At 63.3% G+C, this 17516-nt stretch carries 12 protein-coding genes; 1 reads left to right on the top strand and 11 read right to left on the bottom strand.

What is annotated here, in order from left to right; all coding sequences use genetic code 11:
• Window positions 1-57: 57 nt before the first annotated feature.
• The 6 genes from LOY54_RS09160 to LOY54_RS09135 all read right to left on the bottom strand — a co-directional run bounded on the left by LOY54_RS09160 (window position 58) and on the right by LOY54_RS09135 (window position 7151).
• On the bottom strand, window positions 58-1278 hold the full coding sequence (locus tag LOY54_RS09160; RefSeq protein ID WP_408980582.1) for a methyl-accepting chemotaxis protein: 1221 nt from the start codon (window positions 1276-1278) through the stop codon (window positions 58-60).
• Between the two features lie 543 nt (window positions 1279-1821).
• Window positions 1822-2226 carry a TraR/DksA C4-type zinc finger protein gene (locus tag LOY54_RS09155; protein ID WP_045202077.1) on the bottom strand — a complete coding sequence of 135 codons (405 nt, stop codon included), beginning with the start codon at window positions 2224-2226 and terminating at the stop codon, window positions 1822-1824.
• Between the two features lie 283 nt (window positions 2227-2509).
• Window positions 2510-4177 (bottom strand): hybrid sensor histidine kinase/response regulator, encoded by a 1668-nt coding sequence (locus tag LOY54_RS09150; RefSeq protein WP_258610201.1) that lies wholly within the window; start codon window positions 4175-4177, stop codon window positions 2510-2512.
• Entirely contained in the window at window positions 4161-5324 is a 1164-nt protein-coding gene (ercA, locus tag LOY54_RS09145) for an alcohol dehydrogenase-like regulatory protein ErcA (protein ID WP_045202081.1), read from the bottom strand. Before ercA ends, LOY54_RS09150 begins: the two co-directional genes overlap by 17 nt.
• A 124-nt stretch (window positions 5325-5448) precedes the next feature.
• On the bottom strand, window positions 5449-5520 hold the full coding sequence (gene pqqA / locus LOY54_RS09140) for a pyrroloquinoline quinone precursor peptide PqqA (protein ID WP_009394664.1): 72 nt from the start codon (window positions 5518-5520) through the stop codon (window positions 5449-5451).
• A 110-nt stretch (window positions 5521-5630) separates the two neighbouring features.
• Window positions 5631-7151 carry an aldehyde dehydrogenase family protein gene (locus LOY54_RS09135; RefSeq protein ID WP_258610200.1) on the bottom strand — a complete coding sequence of 507 codons (1521 nt, stop codon included), beginning with the start codon at window positions 7149-7151 and terminating at the stop codon, window positions 5631-5633.
• Window positions 7152-7353: 202 nt separating this feature from the next.
• Here LOY54_RS09135 and LOY54_RS09130 point away from each other — a divergent pair, with 202 nt between their 5' ends.
• On the top strand, window positions 7354-11865 hold the full coding sequence (locus tag LOY54_RS09130) for a hypothetical protein (RefSeq protein WP_258610199.1): 4512 nt from the start codon (window positions 7354-7356) through the stop codon (window positions 11863-11865).
• Between the two features lie 41 nt (window positions 11866-11906).
• Here the strand turns inward: LOY54_RS09130 and LOY54_RS09125 are convergent, their stop codons facing one another.
• From LOY54_RS09125 to LOY54_RS09105, 5 genes are read right to left on the bottom strand one after another with little or no spacing between them, the layout of a single operon-like run.
• Complete coding sequence (locus tag LOY54_RS09125; RefSeq protein ID WP_010224326.1) at window positions 11907-12680, bottom strand: enoyl-CoA hydratase; 774 nt, start codon at window positions 12678-12680, stop codon at window positions 11907-11909.
• Between the two features lie 14 nt (window positions 12681-12694).
• Complete coding sequence (locus LOY54_RS09120) at window positions 12695-13822, bottom strand: acyl-CoA dehydrogenase (protein ID WP_045202085.1); 1128 nt, start codon at window positions 13820-13822, stop codon at window positions 12695-12697.
• 8 nt (window positions 13823-13830) lie between these two features.
• Window positions 13831-15024 (bottom strand): acetyl-CoA C-acyltransferase, encoded by a 1194-nt coding sequence (locus LOY54_RS09115; protein ID WP_093385163.1) that lies wholly within the window; start codon window positions 15022-15024, stop codon window positions 13831-13833.
• Window positions 15025-15042: 18 nt separating this feature from the next.
• The gene (locus LOY54_RS09110; RefSeq protein WP_258610198.1) at window positions 15043-15810 is read right to left on the bottom strand and encodes an SDR family NAD(P)-dependent oxidoreductase; all 768 of its coding nucleotides are present in this window, start codon (window positions 15808-15810) and stop codon (window positions 15043-15045) included.
• Window positions 15811-15822: 12 nt separating this feature from the next.
• Complete coding sequence (locus LOY54_RS09105) at window positions 15823-17475, bottom strand: AMP-binding protein (RefSeq protein ID WP_258610197.1); 1653 nt, start codon at window positions 17473-17475, stop codon at window positions 15823-15825.
• Window positions 17476-17516 lie beyond the last annotated feature (41 nt).

Raw genomic sequence — 17516 nt, 5'->3', positions numbered from 1 at the left:
CTCAGGGAAAAAGCTATCCCCGGCATAGCTGTTTTACATTGCAGGTAACAAAACCGCTCAACCCTGCTGCGGCCGGTAGCCCAGACGCAAGCCTCCCCAATGCCTGCCCTGCACCAGGATCGGTACCGACAGGTCGTGCATCAGTTCACCGGTATCGCGGGTATAGGTTTGCAACAACACCGGCTGTTGATGGCTGCCGCAGCGAATGCCGGTACGGTCGTCGAACTTGCGCTTGCTGCGATTGTGCGCGGTATCCAGGGCCGGGTCGCCGGTCAACGGCTGATTGAAGGCAGTGTTGTGGGTGGGCACGTAGCCCTGCTGGGTACAGGCGATAGCAAACACCAGGCCCTCATGCAGCTTGAGCAACGGCTCCTGGATTGCCGGCAACACCTGGTCGGTATAGTGATCAAAGCGGGTGCGAAAACGGGCCGGCGACGTGCCGGGGATTTGCTGGTAGTGGCGGTCGAACAAGTCCTCGAGACTGATGCGCCCTTGGGCAATATCGTTCTCGAACTGTTCGCCAATTCGCTGCGCGCCTTGGCGGGCGAGGTCGTAAACACGCTGGTGATAGTCATCCAGCCCCACTTCGGCAAGACGCTCGCTGATGCTTTCAGCCTGCCCTTCCAGCTGCACTGCAGCCTGGGCCAGGCGCTGGGTTTGCTGGTCGCTGACCTGCAGGTCGCTGCGCATGCGCTCCACGGCCTCGAACAGGCTGTCCAGTTGCAGGCGGTTGGTCTCGGTGCCCTCGGCGATCTCGCCGATCTGCTGCTCGACCCCGGCAGCCAGCCCGGCAATGCTGTCCAGTTGCTCGCCGGTGTGTTCGACCTGGTCGACCCCGCTGTGCAGGTCATCGGACAGTTCGCGAATCTGCTCGACCACCTGCGCCGTACGCTGCTGGATATCGGCGACCATCTGCCCGACCTCTTCGGTAGCGCTGGCGGTGCGCCCGGCCAGGCCGCGGACCTCGTCGGCGACCACGGCAAAGCCACGCCCATGGTCACCCGCCCGGGCGGCTTCGATGGCAGCGTTGAGGGCCAGCAGATTGGTCTGGCTGGCGATGGTCTGGATGACCAGGGTAACCCGGGCAATGTCCTCGCTGCGCTGGTGCAGCGCCTCGATCAGTTCACGGCTGGCGGTAGCCCGCTCGCTCAGGTGATGCATGCGCTGGATCGACTCGGCCAGCACCGTGCGCCCGGCGGCGCTGCTTTCATGAGCACTGCGGGCAGCGACCAGGGCCTGTTGGCTCAACTGCGAGGTGGCCTTCTCGGTGCCGATCATCACTTCGGCGCTGCTGACAATCTGCGCAGCGGCATCCAGTTGCGATTGCAGCTTGCCGGCCAACTGTTGCACCGAGAACGCCACTCCGGCCGCCGACAGTGCATTGTCGCTGGTGGTACGGGCCAGGTCGCGGGTCAGCTCGGCCAGGGGTTCGCGGGTTTGCTGCACGACAATCGTCGCCTTGCGCAAGCGCGGTAGCCACAGCGCCAGCAAGGCCAGCGGCAGGCCGATATAGAACGAAAGCCCGGCAAACGCCATAGCTGCCAGCAGCCCTGCCAGCACCAGGCTTTGCAAAACCGTATCTGACCACGGCGCAACGGCGAACGGCGCAGCTTGCCCTTCAACCACGGCGCCAGGCAGAGATCCTTCTCGCATCATGTTTTGGCTCCATCGCAGCACGTCTTGTTGTGCGGCCATTAAACGCCACTATTAGGCCATTAGCCATGCTTCCTTGGGTGTAAGACCGGTGCCCTTGATACAGGGCAAGAAAAGCAAAACCCCCGAAGATCGCTCTGCGGGGGTTTGCGGTGACACCTGCGCAGGTCAGGCCTGGCGCTGGTGCTTGTCGATCTGCTCGTGACGCTCTTGAGCTTCGATGCAGTACTTGGTGGTCGGGCTGATCAGCAGGCGCTTGAGGCCGATCGGCTCGCCGCTGTCGTCGCACCAGCCGAAGCTCTCGTCAGCAATACGGCCCAGGGCCATTTCCAGCTGCGGCAGCAGGCGCTGGTCACGGTCGATGGTATTGACCAACCAATGGCGCTCTTCTTCGACCGAGGCGGCATCGGCAGGATCGGCAGGCGTGTCCAGGCTTTCGATGGTTACACGGCTTTGCTCGATGCGCTCATGGATTTCGACCTTCATCTGCTGCAGCAGCGAGGTGAAGAAAGCCAGTTGCTCAGCGTTCATGTAGTCATCGGCCGGCATGGCCAGCAACTTTTCCTTTGTCATTGATTTCTCTATAAAAAATACGTGCATTAAGGCGAATCGGGTGCTCCTGGCGAACAGCTCGCCAGCAGCGGAATTCTTCAAGCACCATCCGGCACTCAATTTACAGGGGGCGGCAGTCTAAGGCCGAGATTCACACTGGGCAACAGAAATGACGGTGCAAATGACCGAAAAGGCCCTGCAGGCCCTCCCCCGGCGCTGGTTTATAACAAAAAAACCGCAGCACAGGCGCTTTCCCGGGGACAAACGGTCATTCTCCGACAAAAACCTTGTAACAAAGATCCCCTCAACCGAGCAACTGGCTCAACACCGCGCGCAACTTGCCAGGCTTCACCGGCTTGTTCAGCAAGGGTGCGCCCAGGCGCTGCATGGCTCGGCGGCTCTGGTCGCTGCGGTCAGCGGTGATCATCACGGCAAAGATGCTGCAGGCGAAATGGCGACGCAAATCGCGCACCACCTCGCAACCGGTTACGCCGTGGTCCAGATGGAAATCTGCCAGGATCAGCTCCGGCGCCCGGCCGTCGAGCACCACCAGGGCGCTGGCATAGTCGCTGGCGGTAAGCACCTCGCAGCCCCATTGCTGCAGCAGCGCGGCCATGCTTTGCTGGATGCTCAGTTCATTGTCCAGAACCAAAAGCCGGCGCCCTGGCAATGGATCGCCAACACTGGGCAGCACCAGCGTCGATGGCGGCAACTCACTGGGCTGCTCACTCGACAATGGCACATCGATGCTGAACACCGAGCCGCGTCCCGGCCATGAGCGGACCTGCACCGGGTAATCAAGAATGCGCGCGATCCGCTCGACAATCGCCAGCCCCAGCCCGACGCCTTTGCGATCAGCGGCGCGGCCAACATCCAGCTGGTTGAATTCAAGAAAGATCGACTGCAATCGATCGGCGGCAATGCCACGGCCGCTGTCCCAGACTTCCAGACGCAGGTACTCGCCCCGGCGCCGCGCGCCGAGCAGGATGCTTCCGTGCTCGGTGTAGCGGCAGGCATTGCTGAGGAAGTTGCGCAGGATCCGTGTGAGCAGGCGCAGGTCGGTGCGTACCGCCAGGCGCGCGCTGCGCAGGCGCAGGCTGAGCCCGGCGGCCTCGGCCACGGGCTGGAACTCCGAGGCCAGCGGCGCCAGCACTTCATCCAGGCGGTACAGGTCGAGGTCGGGCTTGATCGCCGCCTGGTCCAGCCGCGAGATATCCAATAGGTCGGTGAGCAGGTCCTCGGCGCCTTCCAGGGCCTGGTGGGCACGCTCGACCAGTTGCTGTTCACTGGCCGCTAGCGATCGCTCGCGCAAGGTCGAGATCAGCAGCCGGGCGGCATTGAGCGGTTGCAGTAGGTCGTGGCTGGCCGCCGCCAGGTATTTGTCCTTGCTGCGATTGGCCGCCTGAGCGGCGTCGCGCGCCTCGATCAGCTCATTGGTGCGCTCGGCGACCCGCTGCTCGAGCTGGTCGTTAAGTTGCTGCAGGCGCGCCTGGGCCTGCTTGCGTTCGGTGATGTCGGCGACAAAGCCTTCGACCACGCCCTCTTCGTCGGGGCGCAGCAGCAGGTTCATCAGCACGTCGATATGGCTGCCATCTCGCCGGCGTAGCTGGGTCTCATAGCCGATCAGCGCCTGCTCGCGCTGCAGTACCTGGGCGATGGCCAGCAGTTCATCCTGGCCGCCGGCGAACAGATGGCTGGCCAGGTCGTTGCGCGACAGCACCAGGGCCTGGGCATCGACATACCCGAGCATGCGCGCCAGCGCCGGGTTGGCGGCGCGCATGCCATCTTCGAGGCTGGCCTGGAAGATACCGTGCACGGCGTGCTCGAACAGCCACTTGTAGCGATTGCGCTCGGCTTCCAGCTCTTCCAGGCGCACCGCCAGTTCCGGGTAATGACTTTTGCGTACGGTGTGGTTGCTCAGCCCCAGCAGCCCGGCCAGGGCATCGCCCACCGGTTCAGAGGGCCTCGCCATACACCACCTCGACGTCGCGCTGGCTGGAGCTGCGCGGGTTGGTGAGGATGCACGGGTCATCCATGGCGTGCTGGGACAGGAATGGAATATCACTGAGGCCAACGCCATGCAGGCCGAGGGTTTCGTGAAAGCCCACAGCCCGTTTTAGGGCAATCAGGTGCTCGACCAGACGCTGGCTGATCTGCTTGTGGCTCAGGCCCCGGCAATCGATGCCCAGGGTTTGCGCAATCACCTTGAACCGCTCTGGCGCGGCGCTGTAGTTGAACGCCACCACATGCTCGACCAGCACCGCATTGCACAGCCCATGGGGCAAGTCGAGAAAGCCACCCAGGCTGTGGGACATGGCATGCACAGCGCCGAGAATCGCGTTAGAGAACGCCAGCCCCGCCTGCATGCTGCCGAGCATGATCTTCTCGCGCAGGGCGATGTCGTCGGGGTTGGCGATCATCTGCACCAGGTTGCCGTCGATCAGGCGCATGGCCTCCAGCGCATGGGGGTCGGTCAGCGGCCCGTGGCCGGTCGAGACGAACGCCTCGATGGCATGCACCAGGGCATCGATGCCGGTACAGGCGGAGAGGAACGGGTCCATGCTCAGGGTGGTCTCAGGATCGATCAACGACACATCCGGCACCACCGCTTTGCTGACGATGGAAAACTTCATGCGTTCCTGCTGGTTGGAGATGATCACGAACTGGGAAACGTCGGCGGAGGTACCGGCGGTGGTCGGGATCAGGATCAGCGGCGGGCTTGGCACGCGAATGGTGTCAACCCCTTCGAACTCGAGAATGTGCCGGCCATGGGCAACCACGATGCCGATGCCCTTGGCGCAATCCATCGGGCTGCCGCCACCGACGGCGACGATCACGTCGCACTGTTCGCTGCGGTAGCGCTCGGCGCCGGCCATTACCTCTTCAACCCGCGGGTTGGGGGATACCTCGGTGTACAGGCAGTAATCGATGCCCAGGCCCTGCAGGCTGGCTTCGATATCGCCGACCCAGCCGGCGGCGATCACGCCGGGGTCACTGACCAGCAGGACCTTGCGCGCGCCGAAGGTCTTGGCGTAGTTGGCGACATGATGCCGGCAACCGGCGCCGAAGATGATTTCCGGGGAGACGAACTTGCGCAACTGGCTCAGCTTCGGGCTCATGGGACGCCTCTGTTCTTGTTGTAATAGCGCCAGCCTAAAGCATCCCGCATCGATTGCAATCAGACCATCGGCGGGCAGAAACAGGAGCGCCGACCGCTGCAAGCAGCGACCGGCGCAAGAGGGATCAGCGATTGGCGAAGTACATGGTCACTTCAAAACCGATACGCAGATCAGTGAACGCAGGCTTTTTCCACATAGGTCCATCCTCTTCTGGCACCACAGGATTGCGGTGCACCTATTAATAAACCGTTGCCGGTGCGGGTCGAATGCTACTTTGGAAGCGTTTCTTTCAGCCTATCCGGGCCCTCAGAAGAACCCCAGCGGGTTGACGTCGTAACTGACCAGCAGGTTTTTGGTCTGCTGGTAGTGATCGAGCATCATCTTGTGGGTCTCGCGACCGACCCCGGATTTCTTGTAGCCACCGAACGCGGCATGGGCCGGGTACAGGTGATAGCAGTTGGTCCACACACGCCCGGCCTTGATGCCGCGGCCCATGCGGTAGGCGCGGTTGATGTCGCGGGTCCAGACCCCGGCGCCCAGGCCGAACTCGGTGTCGTTGGCAATTGCCAATGCCTCGGCTTCGTCCTTGAAGGTGGTCACGCCGACCACCGGGCCGAAAATCTCTTCCTGGAACACGCGCATCTGGTTGTGGCCTTTAAGCAAGGTCGGCTGGATGTAATAGCCGCTGGCAAGGTCGCCACCCAGGCGCTCACAGTCACCGCCGGTCAGCACCTGGGCGCCCTCTTCGCGGGCGATCTGCAGGTAGGAGAGAATCTTGTCGTATTGCTGCTCGGATGCCTGGGCGCCGATCATGGTCTCGGTGTCCAGCGGGTTGCCGCGCTTGATCTGGCTGATCTTTTTCAGGACCTGGGCCATGAACGGCTCGTAGATCGACTCCTGGATCAACGCCCGCGACGGGCAGGTGCACACTTCGCCCTGGTTGAAGAACGCCAGCACCAGGCCTTCGGCGGCTTTCTCGATGAAGGCCGGCTCGGCCTGCATGATGTCTTCGAAGAAGATGTTCGGCGACTTGCCACCCAGCTCGACGGTCGACGGAATGATGTTCTCGGCAGCGCACTTCATGATGTGCGAACCGACCGGGGTGGAGCCGGTGAAGGCGATCTTGGCGATGCGTTTGCTGGTGGCCAGGGCTTCACCGGCTTCGCGGCCAAAGCCATGGACAATGTTGAGCACGCCCGCCGGCAGCAGGTCACCGACCAGTTCGGCGAACACGGTAATCGACAGCGGCGTTTGCTCGGCCGGCTTGAGCACCACGCAGTTACCGGCAGCCAGGGCCGGGGCGAGTTTCCAGGCGGCCATCAGCAGCGGGAAGTTCCATGGAATGATCTGCCCGACGACCCCGAGCGGCTCATGAAAATGGTAGGCCGCGGTGTGCTCGTTGATCTCGGCGGCACTGCCTTCCTGGGCGCGGATGCAGCCGGCGAAGTAACGGAAGTGGTCGGCGGCCAGCGGCACGTCGGCATTCAGGGTTTCGCGGATGGCCTTGCCGTTGTCCCAGGTTTCACTCAGGGCCAGCACTTCGAGGTGCTGCTCGATGCGATCGGCGATTTTCAACAGGATGCGCGAACGTTCCTGCACCGAGGTGCGGCCCCAGGCAGCGGCGGCGCCATGGGCGGCGTCCAGCGCCAGGTCGATGTCGGCCGCGCCCGAGCGCGGGAACTCTGCAATCGTCTGGCCATTGACCGGCGAACCGTTGCTGAAGTACTGGCCGGTCAGCGGCGCGACGAATTCGCCGCCGATGTAGTTACCGTAAACGGCCTTGAAGCTGATCAGGGCATCAGCGGTGCCAGGGGCTGCGTAGATCATCGGGACCTCATGTGCGGTGCGGGCCTGTCGGCATGACAGGCAGCTGGCTCGATGGTAAGCAGGCGCACGGCAGGCGCGAATCGGCCCTTGGCAGGTACCGTCTCGTCAATTGGTAGTAACGCCTGGGTGCTACCCGGATACCGCCCGCTCATGCGTGTGCGCACGTCATATGGAGCCTCCCTTTTTTTGGAAGCCTCGCCAGATGACCGCCTCGTCCCCCCATCAGTCCATCGCCGAACAGGCCACCTTGAGCTGCGCGGTAGCCAAGCGTTTCGTCAAGCGCCCCGCCCTGCTCGAAGTCGCCGGGCAGCTCCTGCTTGAGCATTGGGACCAGCGGGGGCTGTCACTGCAGCACAACCCGCTGACGCTTTATCTGATCAGCCAGCACGGCGCGCAGGTGCATATCCGCCAGTTGCCGCAAGTGCTGATCGAGCGCTATTGCCTGGGCGGTACCTTGAACCTGGACAGCAACGAAGATTGTCTGAGCCGGTATCCTCAACAAGGCCACGACGCACTGCTCGATGTCGACCTGCACGCCCTTGAGCTGCTGATCAACGAGTGTGGCCCGTTGATCCTTGAAGCCTTCCTGCAGGCGCTGGTCGAGTTCTGGAGCCAGAGTGACGAGCGCGGTGAAACACCCTGGGGCTGGTATGCCGGCTACCTGCAAAGGCTGATGAAAGACGCTATCGAGATAGCCCTGAGCAGCGGCACGCTGAGCGCCGACCAAGCGGCGACAGCCGGTATCGTTACCGCGTTTCCAACTGCGCAACAACGCAGCAGCTACGCCAACCTGCAGGGCTACAGCGTCCAGCAAGTGACAGTGGACCTGACCTCGGCCCAGGTCATTGATGCCGACCTGTCCAGCGCTTTACTGATCGAGGATTTCCCCGACCCGCCAAAGCCTCAAGTGACGGTCCTGTTTACCCTGGTAGGTGCGCTGGCGCCCTTCGAGTCAACCCAGGGCTTGCTCGACATGCTCGCCAGAAGCTGGCCACGTTCGCTGCTTGGCGCAGCGCCACCCACGCAATTCACCCCGACAAGCACCTCGGCGTTCGAAGTTCAGGCAGGCGGATTTCTCAAGCAACAATTGCGTTTGATTGAAATCATCGCCCTGGCTTCAAGAGCCCATGAGCAAGCGCAGGCACTCAATGCCACCCTTGATCGCTCAACCTCGATGCTGGACCTGTGTACGGCCGAGGAACTGGAACGCCAGAGCAAGATCGCGCTCCTGTTGCCGGCCTGGCTGCTCGACAGTGAACTGGCTATTCGCTACAGCACCTTGTTGATCAATCAGGCCCAAGCCAACAAAGAGGCCGGCGGCAAAACCTGGCGTGATGAAATCGATACCGCCGAAATATTCGCCTGCAAGGCACTGGACGCGAGGATCGCGCAGGATCACCCCGGCGCAGGCTTTAACGCCGAGGACGTGTTGATCAGCAATCGCCAGGTCATCGCCAGCGCCATCCCCGGGCAGGGCAGCCTGATCACCGATGGCGCCATCAAGGTCGTCAGCTTCTCCCTTGCACAGCTGGCCATCGACAACCTCGGCGTGCTGGCAGCAGGCACCGTGCGCGTGCACCTGGTCAACGGTGCCCAACTGCCGGAGTGGATGAACGAGCACTATGTTCGATCCCTGGTACGTGAACTGGATATGGGTGCGATGTATCCGCAGACCTTGCAACACCAGCTTCTGGATGAACCTGCGCAGTTTCAAACCAGGCAAACGCTGTTCTGCACACAGCTAAAAACCCAGCTACCGCTGCTGGCGCTGGAGCTGCATCTGCGTGACAAGCGTCTGAGCCTGGCCGCGTGCCAGGCGGTGGATGCGCTGTTTGGCCTGGCAGAGCCGGGCATTTGGGTGCTGCGCCCCATGGCCCTGTTGCGCTCAACCGGTGCCACGGGCGATACATTGCTCAATGCCTGGCTGATCGAAACGAGTGACGTCAGGCAGGGCCCCTGCGTGCTTTATCGGCCATTGCATAGCGAACCGTTGCTGGAGTTTCACGACCGGATTGCTCTGTTCGATGCCTTCGCCAGCAGCGGCCCATTGCAGGATGACCTGCTCGAGCGCCTGCCCGAACATACGCGCCCGATCTATGCCAATGGCGGCCTGCGTGAACCGCATATCCAGCGCTTTGTTCCCGGCGCCGAGTTCGAACGGCTGCAGACACCGGCACCTGCCCGTCTGGATATGGCCCTGGCCAAAGGCGCAGTACACCAGCTGATCTACCAGGCCAGCGCCCGGGAGCTGGTCGAACGGGCCAGGCGCCACTCGACCAGCAGCGCACAGTCGCGCTGGGACGCCTGGAAGCAACTGGGATGGTTGATGTTCAACACCTTACTGCCCTTGTTCGAGGGTGGCGTCGCCAAGGTTGCCTGGATGATCCAGGTCATCGACAGTGCCAAGCGCCTGCTCGAGAGCGATGAAAAGGCCAGCCCCGGCAAGCATCGCCAAGCGTTCGCCGACTTGCTGGTCAACATCGCCATGGTCCTTTTCGTGCACGCCACCCGCCGCCTGGGCATCAAACCCGAGACGCCGGCGCACCCTGGCGATGGGCCAAAGCCGGTCAGAGTTCCCAGCACCCAGGTACTGCCAGCGCCACAGGCCGAACTGAACTTCAGTTGGGCACGTCCCGACCACCAGCTGACGACGCAACAAAAACTCCAGCTTGAGCGCCTGGCCAGCCCGCTGGCACCCTCCATGCTCGGTAGCCCCATTGCCAACGGCGCACTGCAGGGCCTTTACCTGCACAACGAGCAACTGTACTTCGCCCAAGGTACTCACGCCTACCCCGTGCAATACGATGCCGGCGTCAAGCAGCCTCGCATCGTTAGCGGACCATGGCTGAGAAGAGACGAAGCCCGGCGCTGGACGCTCGATCTGCGTTTGCGCCTGCGCGGTGGCCAGCCGCTGCGCAATCGCCTCACGTCTACCGACCTGCAGCAGGCGATCGACAACCTGGATGAGACATTACGCACCCAGCAAAGCGCCGCCCTGGCCAGCCAACAGCGGCTGCACAATTTTGCCCGGCAGATCAGCGACGACACTGACCCGCGCATCCTGCAAGGCTACCTGGACAAGATGGAAGCGCTGTCACAGGACTTTGAACAACACCTGCGGACACTGCACGAGCGCAATGAAAAGCGCCCGCTCAATCAATACAAAACCCTGCGGGCAAAAGCCCTGTTTGAACGGGCGCGTTGCGAACTGTCCGTGATTGCGACCCTGGGCAAACTGTACAAACCGTTGCGCCAGCGCTTTGTCCAGACGGTGAAAGACGCCGAAGGCGCCTTGCCTGATGCAGGTACGCACGAACATTCATTGCAAACCAGCCTGCTCGACCAGGTTGATCCCTTGATCGGCAAATTGATCGACCATCACCAAACCCTTACCGCCACCCGCGAGCATCTGCACAAGCTGTCCAGCATTCGCCAACCCACAATCCAGATGATGGAGCTGAGCCTCGACGAACCGGCCATCCGCCCCGCATCGCGGCTGTATTGGTACACCCTGCGCAGCGAAGTGCTGAGTAATCGCTTGCGGCTGGTGGAGACAGACGAAGACTCCAGCGAAAGCGATTACTGGCTCGAGCACAGTTGGCGCAATATCGAGCAGGGCATGCTGCAACGCATGAACTTGCTGGCACTGAGCCGCGAGGAGATAGAAGTTCATGCCCGGGTGCTGGACAACATCCAGCGCCACTTCGATACCGCGCTGCGCCAGCTGGGTAACCTGAAGAGTTTGCTGCCCGGGCAGCAAGCCGCCAATAGCCTGGTGTCCAGGCTCGAAACCGACATGGCACTGATGCTCAAGGAAACCCGCGCCGACCTTGCCGAATACCCGCAGCCACTGCTTGAGCGCAGCAGCCTGCGTCAATTGCACCGGCAAGTGCCGGGGCTGATCGAAACCCGCGATGAAGGCGTGCTGCTGGGGCAACAGCGGCGCAACAGTGAAGGTATCGTCGACATTCACAACCCGCAGGATGACAGCGTCCGCGCGTCCTACCGAGAAGACCCGCAGACAGGTAGCTGGGAGCCCTTGGCTGTCGAACAAGCGCTACTGCCACAGGTCGCAGACGCCGAGCTGAGCGCTCTGCTGAGGGAAGGCATGCGCCTTGCGGCACTCGCCAGGCAAGACATCCAGCGCCTCAAGCGCCAGGGCAAAAGCACCTACCTGCCGGTCGAGATTGAGGAGATCGCCGAACGCCGACAACGGTCACTGCTCGCTCAGCGTCAAGCCATCGAACGTGCCCTGACCCAAAGCAACCAGACCGATCAGGCCGCCGACAACACCGATGCTGCCTTGCAGATCAAGTTGCTGGATGACGTCGCCAATGAACTGTTGCAGACCGGCGCGCAACTGAGGACAGAGGCGGCCCTGGCGCAAGCGCCGAGCATGCGCGAACTGGAGTACCTGCTGGGCAAGGGCCAGGTGAAACTCAAGCGCCTGGTCAGGCGCAAGCCGCTGGCCAGCACCCGGGACTGGGCTCAGGATTACCTGGATGAATACGTGGTGCTGCACGCCAACAAACCCTTGTGGTATGCGCACTTTCACTACGCGGCCGAAAACACCGCAATCGACGACTTCAAGGCCGCACACCTGAAGCTTGCCAGTCAGCGCTATGACCGCGGGCAGTTCGTCGAAAGCAACAAGCTGGTGCACCGCGGGCCGATAAGCCTGGCGGCGGCCCGGCAATGGTTCTTCAAGGAGTGATGCAGTAAAAAACGGGCGCTGGCAACAGCGCCCGATCAATCTCAGCGATCCTTGAACTGCGCCTCACGCTTGGCGATGAACGCCGCCATGCCTTCCTTCTGGTCTTCGGTGGCGAAGGCTGCATGGAATACCCGGCGCTCGAAGCGCACGCCCTCGGCCAGGTTGACCTCGAACGCGCGGTTAACGCTTTCCTTGACCATCATGGTCATCGGGATCGACTTGCTGGCGATAGTCGCCGCCACCTTCAGCGCTTCTTCCAGCAGCTCGGCTTGCGGCACCACACGCGCCACCAGTCCGGCACGCTCGGCTTCCTCGGCGCCCATCAGACGCCCGCTCAGGCACAGCTCCATGGCCTTGGCCTTGCCCACGGCGCGGGTCAGGCGCTGGGTACCGCCCATGCCCGGCAGCACACCGAGATTGATTTCCGGCTGGCCGAACTTGGCGTTGTCGGCGGCGAGGATGAAGTCGCACATCATCGCCAGCTCGCAGCCGCCGCCCAGGGCAAAACCCGACACCGCGGCAATGATCGGCTTGCGCCGGTTGGCAATGCGGTCTGCGTCGCTGAACAGGTCATCGACGTAGATCTGCGGGTAGCGCAGGTCGGCCATTTCCTTGATGTCGGCGCCAGCGGCGAAGGCCTTGGCGGAGCCTGTCAGCACCACGCAACCGATGTTCGGGTCGGCTTCGAGCTGATCCAGGGCCTGGTTGATCTCGCCGACGATCTGCGCGTTCAGGGCATTGAGCGCCTGTGGGCGGTTGAGGGTGATCAGGCCGACCTTACCGTGGATGTCCAACAGAATGGTTTCAAATGACATGCAAGCTGCTCCCTTCAAAGATTGCGCGCAATGACCATGCGCTGAATATCGCTGGTGCCTTCGTAGATCTGGCAGACCCGCACATCGCGGTAGATGCGCTCCAGCGGAAAGTCGCTCAGATAGCCATAACCGCCAAGGGTCTGCAAGGCATCCGAACAGACCTTTTCGGCCATTTCCGAGGCGAAAAGCTTGGCCATCGACGCTTCGACCAGCGCCGGACGCCCGGCATCGCGCAGCGCCGCGGCATGCAGCACCATCTGCCGGGCCACGGCAACGCGGGTGGCCATGTCGGCCAGGCGAAAAGCCACGGCCTGGTGTTCGATCAATGGCTTGCCGAAGCTTTCGCGCTCGCGCGCATAGTCACGTGCTACCTCGAAGGCGGCGCGGGCCATGCCCACCGACTGCGAGGCAATGCCGATACGCCCGCCTTCAAGGTTGGCCAGGGCGATCTTGTAGCCTTCGCCCTCCTCGCCGAGGCGGTTGGCCACCGGCACGCGCAGATTTTCAAAGACGATCTGGCAGGTGTCGGAGGCGTGCTGGCCGAGTTTGTCCTCGACCCGTGCCACCTGGTAACCCGGCGAGTCGGTGGGCACGATGAAGGCACTGATGCCGCGCTTGCCGGCCTCGGGGTCGGTTACTGCAAACACTATCACCACCCCGGCGTTCTGCCCGGAGGTGATGAACTGCTTGCAGCCGTTGAGCACGTAGTGATCGCCATCGCGGCGGGCGCGGGTCTTCAGGCTGCTGGCATCGGAGCCGGCTTGCGGCTCGGTCAGGGCGAAGGCGCCAAGCATGGCGCCGCTGGCCAGCGGGGTGAGGAACTGCTGCTTCTGCTGCTCGCTGCCGAACTTGAGAATCGGCACGCAACCCACCGAGTTGTGCACACTCATGATCGTCGAGCAGGCGCCGTCGCCCGCGGCAATTTCTTCCAGGGCCATGGCGTAGGCGACATAGCCGGTATCGCTGCCGCCCCACTGCTCCGGCACCAGCATGCCGAACAGGCCCAGTTCGGCCATCTCCTGGATGGCTTCTTTGGGGAAGCGGTGTTCGCGGTCCCACTGCTCGGCAAACGGGCGCAAGCGCTCCTGGGCGAACTGACGCACCGCGTCGCTGATTTGCTGTTGTTCGTCATTGATTAGCATGGTGCACCTCAGTACAGACACTCGACGGCCATGGCCGTGGCTTCACCGCCGCCGATGCAGATGGCGGCAATGCCGCGATGCAGGCCTTTCTGACGCAGGGCTGCGAGCAAGGTGACCAGGATGCGCGCGCCGGAAGCGCCGATCGGGTGGCCCAGGGCGCAGGCGCCGCCATGCACGTTGACCTTGTCGTGGGGCAGGTCCAGGTGCTTCATCGCCGCCAGGGTGACCACGGCAAAGGCTTCGTTGATTTCGAACAGATCGACCTCGGCCAGGTTCCAGCCGGTGCGTTTGATCAGTTTGTCGATAGCGCCGATCGGGGCGCTGGGGAACAGCGCCGGGGTGTCGGCGAACGCCGCGTGGCCATGGATCACCGCCAGCGGTTTCAAGCCTTGCTTCTCGGCCTGGGAGCGGCGCATCAGCACCAGCGCCGCCGCGCCATCGGAGATGGAGCTTGAGTTGGCCGCGGTCACCGTGCCGCCCTCGCGAAAGGCCGGCTTGAGCTGCGGGATCTTGTCCAGACGGGCCTTGGGCGGCTGCTCGTCGTCGCTGATCAGGCGCTGGGTCTTGCCCTCGGTGACTTCGACCGGGACGATTTCGCTGGCAAAGCTGCCGTCCTTGATCGCCTGCTGGGCACGGGTCAACGAGGCGATGGCGAAATCGTCCTGCTGCTGGCGGGTAAAGCCATTGCTTTCGGCGCAGTCCTCGGCAAAGGTGCCCATCAGCCGGCCCTTGTCGTAGGCGTCTTCCAGACCGTCGAAGAACATGTGGTCGATGATCTTGCCATGGCCCATGCGATAACCGCTGCGGGCTTTGTCCAGCAGGTAAGGGGCGTTGGACATGCTCTCCATGCCGCCGGCCACCACCACCTCGGCGCTGCCGGCCAGCAGCAGGTCGTGGGCCATGATTGCCGCCTGCATGCCCGAGCCGCACATCTTGTTGAGGGTGGTGCAGGTGGTGCCCTTGTTCAGGCCGGCGCCCAACGCCGCCTGGCGCGCCGGGGCCTGGCCCAGGCCTGCCGGCAGCACGCAGCCGAACAGCACTTGTTCGACGCTGTCGGGGGCAACACCTGCGCGCTCGACGGCGGCGCGAATGGCGGCAGCGCCCAGTTGCGGTGCGGTGAGGCTTTTCAGCTCGCCCTGCAGGCCGCCCATGGGCGTGCGCACGGCGCTGACGATTACGATCGGATCATTGGCGAGGGTCATGTTTGAGTGCTCCTGAAATTACTTGGCGGCCATGCGCAAGGCGCCGTCGAGACGGATCACCTCACCGTTGAGCATGCTGTTTTCAATGATGTGGCGGGCCAGCGCGGCGTACTCCTGTGGCCGGCCCAGGCGTGGCGGGAACGGCACGCCAGCGGCCAGCGAGTCGCGCACTTCCTGGGTCATGCCGGCCATCATCGGGGTTTCGAAAATGCCCGGGGCGATGGTCATCACGCGGATGCCGAAGCGCGCCAGCTCACGGGCCGCCGGCAAGGTCAGGCTGGCAATCGCGCCCTTGGAGGCGGCATAGGCGGCCTGGCCGATCTGGCCGTCATAGGCGGCAATCGAGGCGGTGTTGATGATCACCCCGCGTTCACCGTCAGCCCCCGCCTCGCCTTCGGCCATGGCCGCAGCGGCCAGGCGCAGCAGGTTGAAGCTGCCGATCAGGTTGACGTTGATCACCCGGCTGAAGCTTTCCAGGCCATGCGGGCCGTTCTTGCCCAGGACCTTTTCGGCGCCGACGATACCGGCGCAGTTGATCAGCCCGTGGATATTGCCGAAGGCGGCAACCGCCGCATCGATCGCGGCCTGGGCGGCGGCTTCCTGGCTGATGTCTGCCACCGCGAAGTGCGCCCTGGCGCCCAGCTCGCGGGCTTTGGCGGCGACCGCTTCGGCATTGAGGTCGACCAGCATGACCTGGGCCCCGGCCTCGATGAGCATCTGCGCGGTGGCAGCGCCTAGCCCGGAAGCGGCGCCGCTGACGATGAAGTTGTTATTGGCAATCTGCATGATGTTGGTTCCTCAGGCGCTGGCGGTCGACGCCAGCGCGGCCTGTTGTTTGGCTATTTCCTGGTTGCGCAGGATGAAACGCTGCAACTTGCCGCTCGGGGTCTTGGGCAGCTCGCTGACAAATTCGATTTCCCGTGGGTAAGCGTGGGCGTAAAGGCGCTGGCGGACATGCTGCTTTAGTGCCTCGGCCAGTTCTTCGCTGGGTTGCTGAGCGCTTGCCAGCACCACGAACGCCTTGATCAGTTCGGTACGCTCCGGGTCCGGTTTGCCCACCACTGCGGCTTCGATCACCGCCGGGTGTTCGATCAGCGCGCTCTCGACATCGAACGGGCCGACCCGGTAGCCGGAGGTGGTGATCACGTCATCGCTGCGGCCGACAAAGCTGATGCTGCCGTCGTCGTTGAGCTCGACGGTGTCGCCGCTCAAGTAGTACTTGCCGACGAACGCCTTGGTCGGCAAACCCTGGTAGCCGGCAAACCAGCACAGCGGCGACTGCTCGCGGTCGACAGCGAGAATGCCCGGCTGCCCGGCCGGCAGTTCGTTGTGTTGTTCATCGAGTACGACGATGCGGTGACCGGGGATGGCGAAGCCGGCAGAGCCCAGGTGCACCGGGTGCTGCAGGCCGTGGTGGTTGCACAGGACCATGCCCAGTTCGGTCTGCCCGTAATGGTCGTGAATGGTCACGCCCAGCTCGTCGGCAAACCAGCGGATCACCTGCGGGTTAAGTGGCTCGCCGGCGCTGCTGAGCACCCGCAGGCGGCCCTTGATCGGCGCGCTGAACTCGCTACCAGCGGCGATCAGCAGGCGGTAGGCCGTCGGCGAGCCGGCCAGGTTGCTGATGGCGTACTTGTTGATGACCCGGCAGGTGCTCTCGACGCTGAACGGCCCATCGAAAAACGTGGTGGCATGGCCCAGGGCAAGCGGACCGGTCACCGCGTAATAAAGCCCGTAGGCCCAGCCCGGATCGGCGAGGTTCCAGAAGCTGTCTTCAGGGCGCAGGTCGATGGCATCGCGCATGTAGCCCTGGAAGGCGACGATGGCCCGCAGCGGCACTTCCAGCGGCTTGGCCGGGCCGGTGGTGCCGGAGGTGAACATCAGCAGGAACGGTGCCTCGCCCCCCAGCAGCACCGGTTCGCAGTGATCACTGGCCAGCGCCAGTGCGCTGTGAAAGTCGATATCGCCGGAGCCTGGCGCAGCGCCCACGCAGATGACCGTCGGGCAGCCATGCACTTCGTCAAGCTTGCTGCGATTATGCGGTTCAGTGACGACTACCTTGGCTGCGGACTGCTCCAGCCGGTGCTCGATGGCCTTGGGCCCGAATGCGGTAAACAGCGGCTGGTACACCGCCCCCAGGCGCCAGGTGGCCAGTACCGTGATCAGCAGCTCGGCCGTACGCGGCATCAACCCGGCAACCCGGTCGCCGACGCCCACACCCTGGGCCCTGAGCACATTGGCCAGGCGCGCGGCAGAATGTTGCAGTTGCTCGAAGCTGTAGCGCGCGCTGCTGCCGTCGCGGCCCTCCCAGTTCAGGGCAATACGATTGCCGCCGACATGCCGGTCGCAGCACTCGACGCAGGCATTGAGTGCCTCAAGGTTGCCTTGCAGGGCTGCCGCAGCGGTGTGCAGATAGTCGAACCCTTGCGCCGCGGCGCGGTAATCACGCATCGCCAGACTCCTCGTTTGTTATTGTTGGAATAAAACGATTG

Origin of the sequence: Pseudomonas sp. B21-032 (genome assembly GCF_024748965.1) — a bacterium.
Classification (GTDB): domain Bacteria; phylum Pseudomonadota; class Gammaproteobacteria; order Pseudomonadales; family Pseudomonadaceae; genus Aquipseudomonas.
The sequence above is the reverse complement of the archived record's forward strand: the minus strand, read 5'-3'. Positions and strand labels throughout refer to the sequence as shown.

Excerpts from the sequence above, each read along its gene's own strand:
- LOY54_RS09160 (WP_408980582.1), bottom strand. The coding sequence starts at position 1,278 with ATGATCGGCACCGAGAAGGCCACCTCGCAGTTGAGCCAACAGGCCCTG.
- LOY54_RS09155 (WP_045202077.1), bottom strand. The coding sequence starts at position 2,226 with ATGACAAAGGAAAAGTTGCTGGCCATGCCGGCCGATGACTACATGAAC.
- LOY54_RS09150 (WP_258610201.1), bottom strand. The coding sequence starts at position 4,177 with ATGGCGAGGCCCTCTGAACCGGTGGGCGATGCCCTGGCCGGGCTGCTG.
- ercA (WP_045202081.1), bottom strand. The coding sequence starts at position 5,324 with ATGAGCCCGAAGCTGAGCCAGTTGCGCAAGTTCGTCTCCCCGGAAATC.
- LOY54_RS09135 (WP_258610200.1), bottom strand. The coding sequence starts at position 7,151 with ATGATCTACGCAGCCCCTGGCACCGCTGATGCCCTGATCAGCTTCAAG.
- LOY54_RS09130 (WP_258610199.1), top strand. The coding sequence starts at position 7,354 with ATGACCGCCTCGTCCCCCCATCAGTCCATCGCCGAACAGGCCACCTTG.
- LOY54_RS09125 (WP_010224326.1), bottom strand. The coding sequence starts at position 12,680 with ATGTCATTTGAAACCATTCTGTTGGACATCCACGGTAAGGTCGGCCTG.
- LOY54_RS09120 (WP_045202085.1), bottom strand. The coding sequence starts at position 13,822 with ATGCTAATCAATGACGAACAACAGCAAATCAGCGACGCGGTGCGTCAG.
- LOY54_RS09115 (WP_093385163.1), bottom strand. The coding sequence starts at position 15,024 with ATGACCCTCGCCAATGATCCGATCGTAATCGTCAGCGCCGTGCGCACG.
- LOY54_RS09110 (WP_258610198.1), bottom strand. The coding sequence starts at position 15,810 with ATGCAGATTGCCAATAACAACTTCATCGTCAGCGGCGCCGCTTCCGGG.
- LOY54_RS09105 (WP_258610197.1), bottom strand. The coding sequence starts at position 17,475 with ATGCGTGATTACCGCGCCGCGGCGCAAGGGTTCGACTATCTGCACACC.